The 14,386-nt window shown below is 65.7% G+C and carries 12 protein-coding genes; 5 read left to right on the plus strand and 7 right to left on the minus strand.

Translation table 11 applies throughout. From position 1 onward, the window contains the following. Positions 1-388: MMPL family transporter (locus HMPREF2791_RS09705; protein ID WP_168168301.1), on the plus strand; the 388-nt coding region annotated here is incomplete at its 5' end. 2 nt (positions 389-390) lie between these two features. Then, a complete protein-coding gene (locus tag HMPREF2791_RS09710; RefSeq protein WP_246825498.1) occupies positions 391-978 on the plus strand; it encodes a TetR family transcriptional regulator in 588 nt (195 codons plus the stop codon). Here HMPREF2791_RS09710 and HMPREF2791_RS09715 read toward each other — a convergent pair. Beyond that, a complete protein-coding gene (locus HMPREF2791_RS09715) occupies positions 975-1,334 on the minus strand; it encodes a DUF2200 family protein (RefSeq protein WP_070472716.1) in 360 nt (119 codons plus the stop codon). The two genes, HMPREF2791_RS09710 and HMPREF2791_RS09715, sit on opposite strands and share 4 nt — an antisense overlap. Positions 1,335-1,479: 145 nt before the next feature. On the opposite strand from HMPREF2791_RS09715, the gene HMPREF2791_RS09720 reads away from it, so the two are divergent. Beyond that, the gene (locus HMPREF2791_RS09720) at positions 1,480-2,277 is read left to right on the plus strand and encodes a hypothetical protein (RefSeq protein WP_070845177.1); all 798 of its coding nucleotides are present in this window, start codon (positions 1,480-1,482) and stop codon (positions 2,275-2,277) included. On the opposite strand, the gene HMPREF2791_RS09725 is transcribed toward HMPREF2791_RS09720, so the two are convergent. From HMPREF2791_RS09725 to HMPREF2791_RS12340, 3 genes are read right to left on the minus strand one after another with little or no spacing between them, the layout of a single operon-like run. Continuing rightward, complete coding sequence (locus HMPREF2791_RS09725) at positions 2,274-3,329, minus strand: NAD(P)-dependent alcohol dehydrogenase (protein ID WP_070845178.1); 1,056 nt, start codon at positions 3,327-3,329, stop codon at positions 2,274-2,276. The two genes, HMPREF2791_RS09720 and HMPREF2791_RS09725, sit on opposite strands and share 4 nt — an antisense overlap. 51 nt (positions 3,330-3,380) lie before the next feature. Beyond that, the gene (locus HMPREF2791_RS09730; protein ID WP_070845179.1) at positions 3,381-5,801 is read right to left on the minus strand and encodes a hypothetical protein; all 2,421 of its coding nucleotides are present in this window, start codon (positions 5,799-5,801) and stop codon (positions 3,381-3,383) included. 14 nt (positions 5,802-5,815) lie between these two features. After that, positions 5,816-9,520, minus strand: coding sequence for a Rib/alpha-like domain-containing protein (locus tag HMPREF2791_RS12340; protein WP_070845180.1), 3,705 nt, complete (start codon positions 9,518-9,520; stop codon positions 5,816-5,818). Between the two features lie 180 nt (positions 9,521-9,700). Between HMPREF2791_RS12340 and HMPREF2791_RS09740 the strand changes: the two genes are divergently transcribed. Together HMPREF2791_RS09740 and HMPREF2791_RS09745 are read left to right on the plus strand one after the other, a co-directional pair. Then, the gene (locus tag HMPREF2791_RS09740) at positions 9,701-10,897 is read left to right on the plus strand and encodes an NAD-dependent epimerase/dehydratase family protein (RefSeq protein WP_070845181.1); all 1,197 of its coding nucleotides are present in this window, start codon (positions 9,701-9,703) and stop codon (positions 10,895-10,897) included. Then, on the plus strand, positions 10,898-12,028 hold the full coding sequence (locus HMPREF2791_RS09745; RefSeq protein WP_070845182.1) for a glycosyltransferase family 4 protein: 1,131 nt from the start codon (positions 10,898-10,900) through the stop codon (positions 12,026-12,028). Here the strand turns inward: HMPREF2791_RS09745 and HMPREF2791_RS09750 are convergent. The 3 genes from HMPREF2791_RS09750 to HMPREF2791_RS12300 form a co-directional block, all read right to left on the minus strand. Further along, complete coding sequence (locus HMPREF2791_RS09750) at positions 12,006-12,455, minus strand: hypothetical protein (RefSeq protein ID WP_070845183.1); 450 nt, start codon at positions 12,453-12,455, stop codon at positions 12,006-12,008. The genes HMPREF2791_RS09745 and HMPREF2791_RS09750 overlap by 23 nt on opposite strands. A 2-nt stretch (positions 12,456-12,457) precedes the next feature. Further along, complete coding sequence (locus HMPREF2791_RS09755; RefSeq protein WP_141764968.1) at positions 12,458-13,849, minus strand: glyceraldehyde-3-phosphate dehydrogenase; 1,392 nt, start codon at positions 13,847-13,849, stop codon at positions 12,458-12,460. Between the two features lie 119 nt (positions 13,850-13,968). Next, positions 13,969-14,386: enoyl-CoA hydratase/isomerase family protein (locus tag HMPREF2791_RS12300; RefSeq protein WP_246825499.1), on the minus strand; the 418-nt coding region annotated here is incomplete at its 5' end.

Consider the following 14,386-nt stretch of genomic DNA (forward strand, 5'->3'; position numbering starts at 1 on the left):
GGCCATGGACTACCAGGTCTTCCTGGTCACCCGCATGCGCGAGGGTTACGTCTCCCGCGGCAAGACCGCCGGCAACGCGGTGGCGAACGGATACAAGCACGGCGCGCGCGTGGTCACCGCGGCCGCGCTGATCATGATCTCGGTGTTTGCGGCGTTCGTGCTCATGGACGAGCCGTTCATCAAGGCCATGGGCTTCGCGCTCGCCGCAGGTGTGCTTATCGACGCTTTCGTGGTCCGCATGACCCTCATCCCGGCCACGATGTACCTGCTCGGCGACCGTGCGTGGAAGATCCCCGGCTGGCTAGACAAGGCGCTGCCGAACCTGGACATCGAGGGCGAGAAGCTGCACCAGTCGCAGCCGCAGCAGTCTGAGCCGGTTACGGTGTAGCCATGAGTCTTCGCGAGGAGATGAAGGCGGCGACCCGGCGCGCCATCTCGGAGGCGACCGCGGCCCTGCTGCTCGAGGAGGGCACGGCCGCAGCCACCGTCGCGCGGGTCTCCGAGCGCGCGGGCGTGTCGGCGAGGACGTTCCACAACTACTTCGCCGACATTGACGAGGCGCTCGAAGAGTTCCTGCGCAAGGTCTTCGCCGCCATCGCCGAGCAGATCGCGGCGCTGCCGGAGGAGCTCTCGGCCGCCGAAGCCATCGAGGCGATCATCATCGACGCGCTCAGGGAGGACGGCTTCGAGCTCTACTCCGCATCCACCCTGGTGCTCCTGAGCGATCGCACCCGCGCTGAATCCGGCACTCCCCCCGCCGAGGAGACCATGCGCGACATCGCGCAGCCGCTGGTTGTGGCTGTGCGCGAGCGCACCCCCGGCGCGACAGCGTTCGACGCGGAGGTACTGCTCAACGCCTACGGCATCGCGGGCGCCACCGCGGTGAAGGCCTACTTGGCGCTGCCGGAGCCGCGCACGCCCGACGACGGCCGCGCGCTGGTCCGCCGCGCATTCGAGGTGCTGCGCGACATGCGCTAGCTGCGCTTGATGCTGGTGATCTTCTTGCCGCGGGCCAGTTCGTCGACAAGCAGGTCCATCTGGCGGATCTTGCGCATGAGATCCTCGTCGACCTCCTCGACGCGAACGCCGCACACCTTCCCGGTGATCAAATCGGCGTTCGCGTTGAGCGCGACCGTCTCGAAGAACTCGCGCAGCGTCTTCCCCGACGCCGCCTCCGATTCCAGCTCCTCCGGCGCAAGACCGGTGAACCAGCCGAGCACGTCGTCCAACTCGTCGCGAGTGTGCCCCTTGCGCTCAACTTTGGCCAGGTAGTTGTTGTAAATGTCGCCGAACGGGTAGGCGTAGACCCGCTCCAGCTTCGCCTGCTCATCCATACCCGCCACACTATCGCCTCCCGCGGTTCCATCGCGGATGCGCATTTTCATGGGCATACGGGCTCTTGTGCGCGGGGTGTGGGTGGCTTTAGTGTCGTCGATAAGCGGGAGCAGGGGGCTCCCGCACGACACCTAGGGGGGACCCATGCGATTCGACACCTACGAGCTTTATTACCTGGACACCTACGACGAGGAAGCCGCGGATCTCGCCGACGATCTCGGGATCGAGGCGGACAACCCGTACTTCGATGAGGACATAGCAATCCACCTCGACGCCGACTACGTCATCGACAACGGTCTGCGCGTCGCCGTGATCGTGCACGACATCGACTCGCACGAGGTCGAGCTCGCGATGCTGCAGCCCGGCAGCCCGCAGGCGCCTGAGTGGTACTCGCCCGAAGACGCCGCGAACGTGGTCGCCGAGCTGGGCCGTGTGCTCGTCGCGCTCGACGACAAAACCGTGAAAATCGTGGACCCGCAAGACCCGGCGTTCGCGCTGAAGCGCCGCGCGTCGTTCCAGGCGGAGGACATGACAACCGCCACAGTGGCGATGCTGCAGGACTCGCAGGACAACGCGCTCTACACCACGTTTTGCATCGAGTTCCGTCCGAATATGCACTCCGATTTCACGTTCCCGGTCGCGATCTTCGCGTTCGACCCGCGTGTGGGCAGGCTTTCAGGGCACATGCTTCTCGACGACAACCCGTTCGCCCCGCCCACCTTCAACCGCGCCCAGAAGAAAATCGTGGCGCGCAGGATCAACGACATCCTGGAATCCATCCACACGGCCATGCGCGAAGAGCGCACGATCAGCCCGTTTAAGAACCTGGGGCCGCAGTTCCGCTCCGAGGGCCTGCCGTCGATGGAGGCGGTGGACACCCACCACGCCATCGACCAAGCGCTGGAGTACCTTGAGCAGTGGTGGAGCGAGCGGGCGTCCTAGAAGCGCTCGTTCGGCACGATGATCGCGCGGCCGGCGACTTGGCCGTCGACGAGCTTCTGGTAGGCGTCCAGCCCCTCGTCTAGCGAGTAGGTGGTGTACTGCGGTTCCAAGTGACCCTGCTGGAGCAGCGAGACCAACTCGCCGAGCTCAGGCAGCGTGCCCCAGTAGGTCTTGACCAGCTCCGCCTCGTACGGCTCCTTGTACCACTGCCAACCGTAATCGCTGCCGGCGGTGCCAAGGCCGACGATGGACACCCGGCCCTGTTTGGCCACGGTTTTCATCGCGGTCTCCACGGTGGGCCCGATGCCGACCATGTCGAAGACGGCATCCACTCCCCGCCCGCCGGTGAGCTCGCGGATCTTCGCGGCCTGGTCGTCGCCGGAGGCCACAGTGATCGCGCCGTGCTTTTCCGCTTCGCGCAGCGCTTCTTCCTTCGTGTCGGTGGCGATGATCGTCGCGCCGGTCATGGCTTTGAGGATCTGCACCGCGAGCAGCCCCAGGCCGCCCAGGCCGATCACCAGCGCCGACGAGCCCGCCTTGTTCAGCTTCGGCAGCGCCAGCTTGATTGCGTGGTACGGGGTCAAACCGGCGTCGGCAAGCGCGGAGGCCTTCACCGGGTCCGCATCTCCCAGCGGCACGAGGTTGCGCGCCGGAACCACGACGTACTCGGCCATGCCGCCGTCGCGGCCCAGTCCAATGCCTAGGTAGCCGACCTCAGCAACGTTTTCGCAGAACGTGTCCTGGCCGACCATGCAGAACCGGCAGTAGCCGCAGCCGACCGGGCCGTAGACCACGTACGCGGCGCCGCGCTCGATTCCGTCGACGCCTTCACCGATCTCGTCCGCCCAGCCTGCGACTTCGTGGCCGAGGGTAAACTGCGGCGCGCACAGCGGGTTGGTGCCCTCGACAAAGTCGTCGAACACGGCAACATCGGAGTGGCATGCGCCCGAGGCGGCGACTTTCAGCACCACTTCGCCGGGGCCAGCGGTGGGCTTGTCTACGTCAACGATCTGCGGGAATGTTTGGTAGTCGGTGTAGCGGATGGCCTTCATGGGGTGGGGCTCCTTTGGTCGTCGATAGGCAACCTGCCCCACCCAGCGTAACTACGGAAGCAGTCCTTGGCTGTGTGCCCAGCCGAACCCGGCCGCGCCGAGGCCGATAAGGCCCAGCAGCACGCCAATGATGATCGCGGTCGGCGACTCGGAGCTGCCGGAGGGCTTCTCGCTTTGCGACGGCTCCGCCTTCTTCTGCGTAGGCGCCGGCGCGGGCGCAGGCTTCGCCGTCGCAGTCGAAGTCTCCACCTTCGCGGCCTTCAGACGCTGGCGGGCGAACGCTTTCAGGTTCTCGTCCGCGTCGGAAGCCAGGACCTCTTTGAGCACCTTGTCCATCTCCTCCGGGGTGTATTCGAGCGCGGAGATGTTGAAGGTGTCGTCGAAGACCTGGGCGCCCTCGGAATTAGACACGGTGACGTGCAGGGGCACCACCGGGTTGTCGATGAACACTGCCGGGGAGACCTCGATATCCACCGGGGTGATGTAGTTCGAGTCGCCCTTGGCAAAGTAGCTGTCCTTGAACTGGCCAACACCGTAGTCCGCGACCACCGTGAAGGTGTCGTCGGTGGACCCTAGGTTGCGCAGCTCGCCCTTGATGATGTTGGTGTCCGCGTGGGTGACGATGCCGTTGTCGTTGTGCAGGCTGCGGGCGAGGCTGAAGCCGACCTTGCCGTCGTTTTTGCCGGTGGCGGCTGCGGCGGAGATCAGTTCGTTGACCTCGGCGCGCTCTTCGTCGGCGAGCACGTCGGGGGCATCGGGGGCGTCGATGGCGTTGTCGTAGTCGCGCACGCCCTGGCCAATGAACTCGGTCTTGAACAGCAGGTTGTCCCAGTCCGACGGGATGACGTAGTCGAACTGGCTCTCTTCCGGCTTGAAGCGGGACTTGTCTTCTGAGTTGGGAATCTTCTCGGTGGTGCGCACTTCCTGGTCGGAGAAGTTGAACTCGGAGAACTGGTAGGCGTAGCTCATGGTGGACTTGTAGGAACCCAGCCAGTCGTAGCCGGGGCGGTAAAACTCCGCCGACGGGTCCTTGGTGTCCACGAAGCGCACGAAGCGCTGGGCGGTGTTGTCGCGGGTTTCGCGGCCCCAGTGCATCAGCCCCAAGGTGTGGCCGAACTCGTGGAGGATGGTGTTGCGCAGAAGCTCGTCGCTGTTGGTCACGTCGCCGGAGACGAAGAAGGTGGAACCGTTGACCTGGCCTAAGCCGGTGACGTTTCGCTTGGCGCCTTCGTCGAAGCGGGTGCCGATCAGCGCGGAGCGGAACACAGAGCGGCGCGCGCCGAGCAAGCGTTCGGCCTGGTCCTCCAGCTTTGTAGTGCGGCCCTCCTCGTCGAGGCCGCCGAAGTACTCCGCGGTGTAATCCTCGGTCTCACCGCCCTTGCGCTCTTTCGCGGTCATGCTGGCCATGGATTCGCTGACGTAGTGCTTACCAGCGTCGATGTGCAGGTTGATCCCGTTTTCATCGAAGAGGTCTTCCAGCTCTTTGAAAAGCGACGGGTTCGGCGCGTAGCTCTTCGTGTTCGCGGTGGCGCAGGCGGCGAATTCGGCGAACTCGGACAGGTTGGCGGCGAAGCTTTCAGTGCGGTCGCAGCCGATCGTTTTCCACTCGGACTTCATCCAGTTGACCTGCAGGAACAGGTCTTTGCGGTCGGGGTCTGCGCCCCAGCGTTGGATGGGCAGGTACGTGCCGTCGGCAAGCCTGAGCCCTTCGGCTTCCCAGGAGTCGCGCAGCCCGTCGCCGTCGGTGTCGAGGGCAGAGTCCTGGGTGCTGATTGCCACGGACATGCCTGCGCTTATCGACGCCCCCGGGGCCACCGTGCGCTCCCACCTCGCCGCCTGGTGCTTGACACCGTTGTTCGCGCCCGAAAGAGCCGCCGCCTTGGTGGCACCCGTGGCCACAATGTCCGGCGCGGTGAAACGCACGTCGGTGATGTAACCGCCGGCCTTCGGCTGCATAACCAGGCGGTCGCCATCCTGGTTGGCGGTAATGCCGGCGTACATCGGCAGCGCATTGTCCAGGTCGATGCCCACATCAGCCGCGTTCTGCCCGGTGTTTTCCACAGTCACGGTGACGTCGACCTGGCCGCCGTCGATGCGGTAAGTGCGGGTGATAAGCAAGTCGGTTTGCTGCAGGGTGTAAGTGAGCACGTCCGCGGTGCCGTCGGTGGTCACCTTCGGCTTCGCAAACAGGTCGGGAACCACCACGTCGCCGTTCGTGCGCACCTCCATGGAGGTGTCGAACTGGTGGTTATCCGCCTGGGACGCGGGGTGCGAGTACTCGAACCGGCCCGTGCCACGCGGGGTGATGAAGCCGTTGATGAACGGCTCGGTGGCGCTGGAGTTGCTCACGGTCGCATCCGGCTGAGTGGTGCCGAGTGTCACCTTCGCGTCGGCGACCGGCGCCATAGGTGCGGTGGTCGCCGCGAGTGCAGCGCACAGCGACACTGCCAGTGTTTTCTTCGAAATCCTCATGTCAGTGTCCTTTTCTAAAATCCGTAGTGCTTCAGCTGCGCCCGAATGGCGTCCTGGTTGAGGAAGGCCGCCCAGCCCACACCCGCGATCATCGCTAGCAGGCCGAGCACCACCGCGATCCAGCCGGCGGAGACAGACGAGCCCGAGGACGTACCGTTCTGCTTTGCCGCCGGGGTCGGCGAATCGGTGGCGGTGAACGCGTACTCCACAATTTTTGTCGATCCGTCCGGGAACGTCACCTTCATCGGCACCTTCAGCACGGTGCCCACCGGCACGTCGCTGTTCGGCTTCGCGGTGAGCTCGCCGGTAGCCCGGTCGTAGAAAACTTGCCAGCCGTCGTGGTCGAACTCCGCCAGCTTGGCGTTGTGGTTGAGCCCGGTGCGCACCGTCGCGGCTTCGCCGATCTCGGCGGTGACCCCAGCCGCTCGCGGGATGAAGCGGGCTGCCTCCGAGGCCGCCGTGACCTGCGCGGTGATCTCCTCGGTGCTGCCGTCCGCGTAGCGCACGCGCACCGTCACCGTGTACGGGGTGTCCAGTTGCGCGTCGGCGGGAAGCTCGATCTTCAGCGCGCCTGTTTGCTTATCGACGCCCACGTTCCGCAGTCCCCCGCCATCCACCACGGCAAACGTGGTGCCAGCCGGCACGGAGCCCCTCAGTTTGACGGTCGCGGTGCCGCCAGGCGCTGCCGAGACATCGGCGTACGAGGGGGAATGGGCGGCGGAGAGGGCGGAGCTCGTCGATACGCGAACGCTCGCAGTAAGCTTTGCGGAAGACCCGTCGGCGAAGTACGCGATGACCGGCACCTTCACCTCACCGTGCTGCGGCGCGAAAACTCGCAGGTTGCCGGTGTGCTCGTCCACGATGACGACCCAATCGCCCAGCGGCTGCGAGCGATCCACCTCAAACGTGGTGCCCTCCGGCAACACCGCGGCGCCGGTGCGCAACACAGTGATGCCCTCGCCGGGGCGCACCGACAAGCCCTCCTCGTAACCCAGCTCAATGGTGTCCGCGAGGAGCGGATCGCCGATTTCCACCTCAGCGATGTAGGTGCGGGAAGAACCGTCCGGGAACGTCACCTTCACCGGAATCTCCCGGATGCCGGGTGCCGCGTCCTTCGGCGGGGTGAAGGTGAGGCGGCCGTTGTTATCGACGCGAACCCAGTCCGCGTAGGCCGGGTCCACCTCAAAACGGGTGCCTTCCGGGAGGCGGCGATCGGCGTACACGAACGGGCCGTCAGTGACCGTCGCGCGCGGACGGCCAGCCTGACGCGTCGCCCCCGCCGGCACCGGAATCAGCGGGAAACGCACCTCGTGCTGCTGCGCCATCGGGGTTGGCTCATCCACCTCGACGGTAATGGTGTGGGTCTCGCCCGAATCGTCCTGGACCTCCACGCGGTACTCGCCCGGCGCCGTGTTGCGCGGCGGCCTAGCGACGACCGTGCCGTCCCCCTCCACCGAAATCCAGCTCTCCTCCGCAGGGAGCTGTGTGGTGGTGCCGTCGGGCTTGATCTGCGTGACAGCGCTGGTGCGGAAGTTCGGCGGTGTTGTGGTGTCGCCGGTGCGAGTCGGCGCGGTGACCTGGGTCTGGCCGGGCTTGACCACCACCCGGTCCCAGTTGAACTGGGCCTTCGGCTTATCGGGATTAACCACGAACCCGGGCAGCTGGACCTGCTCCCCCGCCTTCACGGTGACATTTGCGGGCGGCGGCGCGACGTGGCCTGTGGGCACGCCGACGGTGACCGTGTAGTCGCCCGGCGGCAGGTCGTTGAGACGGAAGGTCCCGTCCTTAGCCACTTGGGCGGTGGACTCCTTACCGTTTGCGTCGCGAGCCGTCACCGTGGCACCCGGCACCGGCTTACCAGTGGGATCGGTGACTTTGCCGGCCACGGATCCGACCGTCGGCGCCGGCGGCTGCGTCGTCGGGGCCGGGGTCGCGGTCGTGAACGTCGGCAACGGTTTCGGCGTCGGCGTTGGGGTCGGTGACGGTTCTTGAGTCGGTGTCGGCTTCGCGGTCGTAAGCTTCGGCGTCGTGGGCGACGGCTTCGGTGCCGGTGCTGAAGTCGACGGCAGAGCAGATGTAGTCGGCGTCGGGGTGGGTGCAGAAGTCGTCGGTTTCGGCGTCGGCTTCGGGGTCGGTGACGGTTTCGGCGTCGGGGTCGGCTTCAACGCAAGAGGAAAGTCCACTTCGACCCCGTTGACCGTCACGTTCTTCTGCTGCGGCGCAGGACGAAGATACTGAGTCGGACTCGCAGTGACCTCGATGGTGGTCGTGCCGGTGGGTACACCAGCAATCGAGTACTTGCCCTCAGCATCAGTCCGCGCCGACAGACCACCAGCGGTCACCGTCACACCCGCAACACCCTTGCTGTCCGGACCAAGCACCCGGCCAGACACCGTGCCAGTCTCACGCGTCGTGGAGAAATCCACAACAGACACTCCAGACGTCGACACATTGCGATCAAACGGGCCATCAACCGAAAACCCGGTCGGAACCGTGTCGGCGACGACCGACACTGTAGTTCCGCCGACCGGCACCTGTGCGATGGAGTAATAGCCGTTAGCGTCCGTGACCCCCGTGACAGTGTCAGCTTTGACGGTTACTCCGGCAACACCACTGCCGTCGGGATCCGTCACCCGGCCAGAGACCGTGCCGAACTGAGGCTTGGTCTCCACTGTGATGTCTTCGATCCGGTTGTCGCGCTGATCGCTCACCGAAACACCAGGTACGGTCTTGCCGCGGGTGCGCTCGGTGTCCCCGATCACCACAGCGCGCGTGCCAGCCGGAACCTTGGTCACGGTGAAGTTGCCGTCTTGATCCGTGGTGGCGGTGAGGCCGGCAACCCTCACGGTGGCGCCTTGGACGGGGGTCCTGTTGGTGTCGAGAAGCGTTCCGCTCACGGTGATCGGGTAGACGTCGAAGTCGGGGGCGGCGAGGCCTTCATTAGCCTCCCACGTCTTTGGCTCCGGGGTGACAAAACCGGCCGGTGGAACCACATTGATAGTCATCGTTCCGGAGGGCGACGGCAACGCGATCTCGTAGGAACCGTCGGGTTGCACTGGAGAGGTGAAGGTCTCGGCCCCCTGGCGGACCTCCACCATCGTCTGCTTGTACTCAGCCTCGGTTGCGTCGTGCATGGTTACTGAACCGCGGATGTCGCCGTTGACGGTTGGGCGAGTGAACCGCGCACCGCCGCCACGCAACGGCGTGGGGTACTGCGTGCCTTTACCCGGCGCGAAGAGGGCCAGTCGCTCACCCTGGCCAACCTGCACTCCTGGGAGCTCATACGTGATGCGGATTGAGGGATGCCCCGACGTGGAGGTGCTTTGGGTGCGGCGCGCCGTCACGTCGTAGGAAGCAATGACCTGCGAGCGTTTCATGTGGTCCACGCGGTATTCGGCGACCTCGGGGATGCGTGTGAAGACCGGGTCGTCGGCTGGTGCCTCTTCTTTCGGATTGTCGCTGTCTGGCGGCACAAAGTCGATGCTCACGGTGCGCACGGTCATCGCTGATTCGAAGAAGACGGACGCTTCCCAGTCGCCGTTGAGGTTGTTCACGGAGCCGAAGCTGATGCCCGGCTGCTGCGTCGGCGCGATCTGGGCGTGCGCGACCGAGCCTGCGGGGCCGAGAGGAATTTCCGCGGCACCGCCAGCGAGCGCCAACACAGTGGCCACCGCGGTGATGCGCTTTGTACGCACGCGGCCATTACCGGGCAGAGACATGCGGGCTCCCAACTTTTTCAACGCTCAGACACTGCCAGAACACAGGAAACGCTACCACTCAGTTGTATGCCCTATCTAAAATTACATGCGTCGGGGGTACGGTCACGCGGGCTCGCCCAGCAGAGGGTCGGGGACCCCGGTAACGTATGCGGAAATGCGCGTAAAGAAAGGCAAGTACCTGTGAAAATTGCAGTTCTGGGCGGCGACGGATTCTGTGGCTGGCCCGCGTCCCTGCACCTTTCAGACCTCGGACACGAGGTCACGATCGTGGACAACCTGTCGCGGCGTCGCATCGACAAGGAACTCGATGCGGAGTCGTTGACGCCGATCGCGACTATCGACGAGCGCCTGTCGGCCTGGAACGAGGTCTCTGGCAAAGAGATCGGCTTCGAGAACATCGACGTCGCCCAGGACTACGACGCACTGCTGGCGTTCCTGAAGGACTTCCAGCCGGACACCGTGATCCACTTCGCTGAGCAGCGCGCCGCGCCTTACTCCATGAAGAGCCCGCGCAACAAGCGCTACACCGTGGACAACAACGTCAACGCCACCCACAACCTGCTTACGGCGATCGTGGAGACCGGTCAGGACATCCACGTCGTGCACCTAGGCACCATGGGTGTGTACGGCTACGGCACCGCCGGCATGAAAATCCCGGAGGGCTACCTGGACGTGCAGGTGGACGCGGGTGAAAACGGCATTGTGGAGCAGCAGATCCTCTACCCCACCAACCCGGGCTCGATCTATCACATGACCAAAGTGCTGGACCAGCACCTGTTCGCGTACTACGCCAAGAACGACGAGCTGCGGATCACGGACCTGCACCAGGGCATCATCTGGGGCACCCACACCCCGCAAACACTTCGCGACGAGCGGCTGATCAACCGCTTCGACTACGACGGCGACTACGGCACCGTGCTCAACCGCTTCCTCATGCAGGCGGCTATCGGCTACCCGCTGACCGTGCACGGCACCGGCGGCCAGACCCGCGCGTTCATCCACATCCGCGACATGGCGCGCTGCATCCAGCTGGCGGTGGAAAACCCGCCGGCGCGGGGTGAGCGCGTGAAGATCTTCAACCAGATGACGGAGACGCACAGGGTGCGGGATTTGGCGGAGCTCGTCGCAAAGATTGCGGACGCCGAGGTGCAGATGGTGCCCAACCCGCGCAAGGAGTCCGCCGAAAACGAACTCCACGTGGTCAACGACGCCTTCCTGGACCTGGGCCTGGAGCCGACGAAGCTGGAAGAAGGCCTGCTCGTGGAGGTCGAGGAAGTGGCGAAGAAGTACGCCGACCGCGCGGACCGCTCAAAGATTCCGGCGCGCTCGCTGTGGACCGCCGCGCAGTCCGCCGGCGTGCCGCAGGGCGAAAAGTAAATGCGCATCGCGCTGCTCACCGAGGTTTTCCTGCCCAAAATCGACGGCGTGGTCACCCGCACCACTCGCCACCTGGACCAGCTAGCGGAAATGGGACACGAGGTGCTCATCTTCGCGCCCGGCAACCCGCCGGCGGAGTACGCAGGCTTCGAGGTCGTGCCGATCCGCTCGCACAGCCTGAAGGTGTACCCGGAGGTCAAGCACGGCATGCTGGGGCCGAAAACCTACCGTCGCCTGCGCGAGTTCAACCCGGACATCGTGCACGCGGTCAACCCCATCTGGACGGCTGGCTGGTCCACGTTGGTGGTGGCGCGCCGCTTCCCCGTCATCGCGTCCTTTCACACCGACGTGCCGGAGTACTGCCTGAAGCTGGGCATCCCGTGGGTGAAGCCGATCGCCGAGTGGGGGCTGCGCACCTTCCACGGCCGCGCGGGGCTCAACCTGGTCACCTCGGGCCCGATGATGGACAAGGCCACCGACTACGGCATCGAAAACGTGCGGCTGTGGCCGAAGGCGGTGGATACGGAAAGCTTCACCCCCGCCGCGCGCACCCGCGAGATGCGCAGCCTGCTTTCCGACGGCCATCCGGACGACCCCCTGGTCATCTTCGTCGGCCGCATCTCGGCGGAGAAATCCGTGGACCGCTGTATCCCGATCGTTGAAGAGGTGCGCCGGCGCGTGCCCAACGCGCGCCTGGCTTTTGTGGGCGAGGGCCCGCTTTACGACGGGCTCCGCGCCACCCCGCCCGACTGGGCCACCTTCACCGGGTACTTGTCCGGCGCGGACCTGCACGCGGCCTACGCGTCGGGCGATGTGCTGCTGTTTCCCTCCACCACGGAGACCTTGGGCTTTGCCGCACTGGAGGCGTTCGCGTCCGGCGTGCCGGTGGTGGCGGCGAAGGCCGGCGGGCTGCCGTTTGTGGTGGCGGACGGCGAAACCGGCGTGCTCGTCGACCCCGAGGAGCCCGACGCGGCGTGGGCCGACCCGATCGAGCGCATTTTGACGCAGCCGGAGCTGCGCGAGCGCATGTCCGCCGCCGGGCGAGCCGAGGCCGAGCGCTGGACGTGGCGCGCCTCCACCGAGACGGTGCTGGGCTACTACGACGAGGTCATTCGAAGCGCAGGGCGGTGACTTCGACGGTTTCGCCGCCCGCGAACTCGCGGGATTCCGTCGCCGTGCGCACCGGCGCCGCCGGGTCGATCTCCTGGTAGGCCTCCACGCCCTGCCCGCAAGCGTCCACCTTGCGCGGGTCGAACCACTCGATCTCCGCGCGGCCCCCGGCGATCACGCCAATACCGGAGGCAGTCTCCCATGCCTGGGAGTTGTCGTCGATGCCGGGCACGTCGCCCGGGTCGAAGCCGAGGCGCTGCGCTTCAGCCTTGTCCGTGTACGGGCAGAACACGTAGGCGCGCTCCACGTCCGGCCCCGCCACGTCCGCGACGGTGAAGTCCCCGGCGAGCGCGGCGTCCTCTAGCCCCAGCTCGGCGCCATGCGCGCCGCAGCCGGCCAGCACTAACACGCTGGCGGCGGCGAGGCTGAACTTACGCAACGTACCCATGGCTACTGGATCTCAGCCGGGTCCTTGCGCTCCGGGAACACGCGCGGACGCACGCCCGCGATGTCCTCGACGACGCGGACCACCTGGTGGGAGTAGCCGTACTCGTTGTCGTACCAGACGTAGAGCACGAGGTGGTTGCCGGAGGCGATGGTGGCCAGGCCGTCCACCACAGACGCGTGGGTGGTGCCGAGCAGGTCGGTGGAGACCACCTCCGGGGAGTTGATGTAGTCGATCTGCTGACGCAGGTTGGAGTGGGTGGACACGCGGCGCAGGAAGTTGTTCACCTCGTCCTTCTCCACGTCCTTTTCCAGGTCCAGGTTCAGCACGGCCATGGACACGTCCGGGGTGGGCACGCGGATGGCGTTGCCGGTGAGCTTGCCCTCGAACTCCGGGAGCGCCTTGGACACGGCCTTGGCGGCGCCGGTCTCGGTGAGCACCATGTTCAAACCGGCGGCGCGGCCGCGGCGGTCGCCCTTGTGGAAGTTGTCCGCCAGGTTCTGGTCGTTGGTGTAGGAGTGGACGGTCTCGACGTGGCCGTGCTTGACGCCGTAGCGGTCGTTGATCACCTTCAGCACCGGGGTGATGCCGTTGGTGGTGCAGGACGCGGCGGACAGGACGCGCTCGTCGCCGATCATGTCCTCGTTGATGCCGTAGACGATGTTCGGGATGTCGCCCTTGCCCGGCGCGGTGAGCAGGACGCGGTCCACGCCCTTGGACTCGAGGTGCTTGGACAGGCCGTCGCGGTCGCGCCAAGCACCGGTGTTGTCTACCACGATGGCGTTGTCGATGCCGTAGGCGGTGTAGTCGATCTCTGCCGGGTCGTTGGCGTAGATCATCTGGATGGGGGTGCCGTTGGCCCAGATGATCTCCTTGTCCTCGTCAACGGTGATGGTGCCGTTGAACGGGCCGTGCACGGAATCGCGGCGCAGCAGCGAGGCGCGCTTGATGATGTCGATGTCGCCCTTCTTGCGCACTACCACCGCGCGCAGGCGCACGCCGCCGTACATCGCCTCGCGGGCGATCAGGATGCGGGCGAGCAGGCGGCCGATGCGGCCGAAGCCGTAGAGCACGACGTCGCGGGCTTCGAGTTCGGAGGAGGTACCGATGACGTCGGCAAGCTCGCGGTCGAGGAAGGTGCGCAGGTCCTTCTCGTCGGAGTGCTTGTACTCCTTGGCCAGGCGGCCCAGGTCGATGGAGGCGGTGCCGAGGTCCATCTCCACGAGCTCGCGCAGGATCGGCAGCGTCTCGTCGAGCGCGAGTTCCTTTTCGTCGATGCGGCGGGCGTAGCGGTGCGCCTTAATGATGTCGATGTCGGTGACACCCACCAGCAGGCGGCCGTAGACCGAGGTCGCCGCGTTGTGCTCGCGGTGCAGGCGGCTGATCAGCGGCAGCATCTCCTGCGCGAGGGTGAGCTTGTGGTTCCAGTCGTCGCGGGGGTTTGTGGTTTCGGTCAACGTTGCTCCTTCAGCGTGTGGGATTCGGGGGCAACTTCAGCCCCACACCGCCATTTACTTTAGCGCAGGACAGCGCGATACTTGGAGGGGTCCGCCTCGGGGGCAAACTTGGGGGCCTGATCCTTATCGACGAGCACCGCCCGCACCCCTTCCGCAAAGTCCGGCTCACGCACCATCACCGCGCCCAGGCGGCGCTCATTGTCCAGCGCGCCGGCCAGATCCTGCGATGCGTTGGCTGCGATGAGTTCCGCCGCCGCCACGAGCGACGACGGGGACGCCTGCTTGGTCAATTCCTGCACCTTCTCGCCGAACTCGCCGGTCTCGCCGTCAAGGCGCTCGCGGATCTCTGCCCAGGAGCCGGTGAAGGTGGCCTCGATATCGCTGTAAAGCGCCGCGAGCTGCGATTCGCCCTGCTCCAGCGCGATCTCGTCAAGGTAGCTCGGCCCATGCTCCACGATCCCGTCGAGCACCCCGTCA

Origin of the sequence: Corynebacterium sp. HMSC034A01 (assembly GCF_001838175.1) — a bacterium.
In the GTDB taxonomy this organism is placed as follows: domain Bacteria; phylum Actinomycetota; class Actinomycetes; order Mycobacteriales; family Mycobacteriaceae; genus Corynebacterium.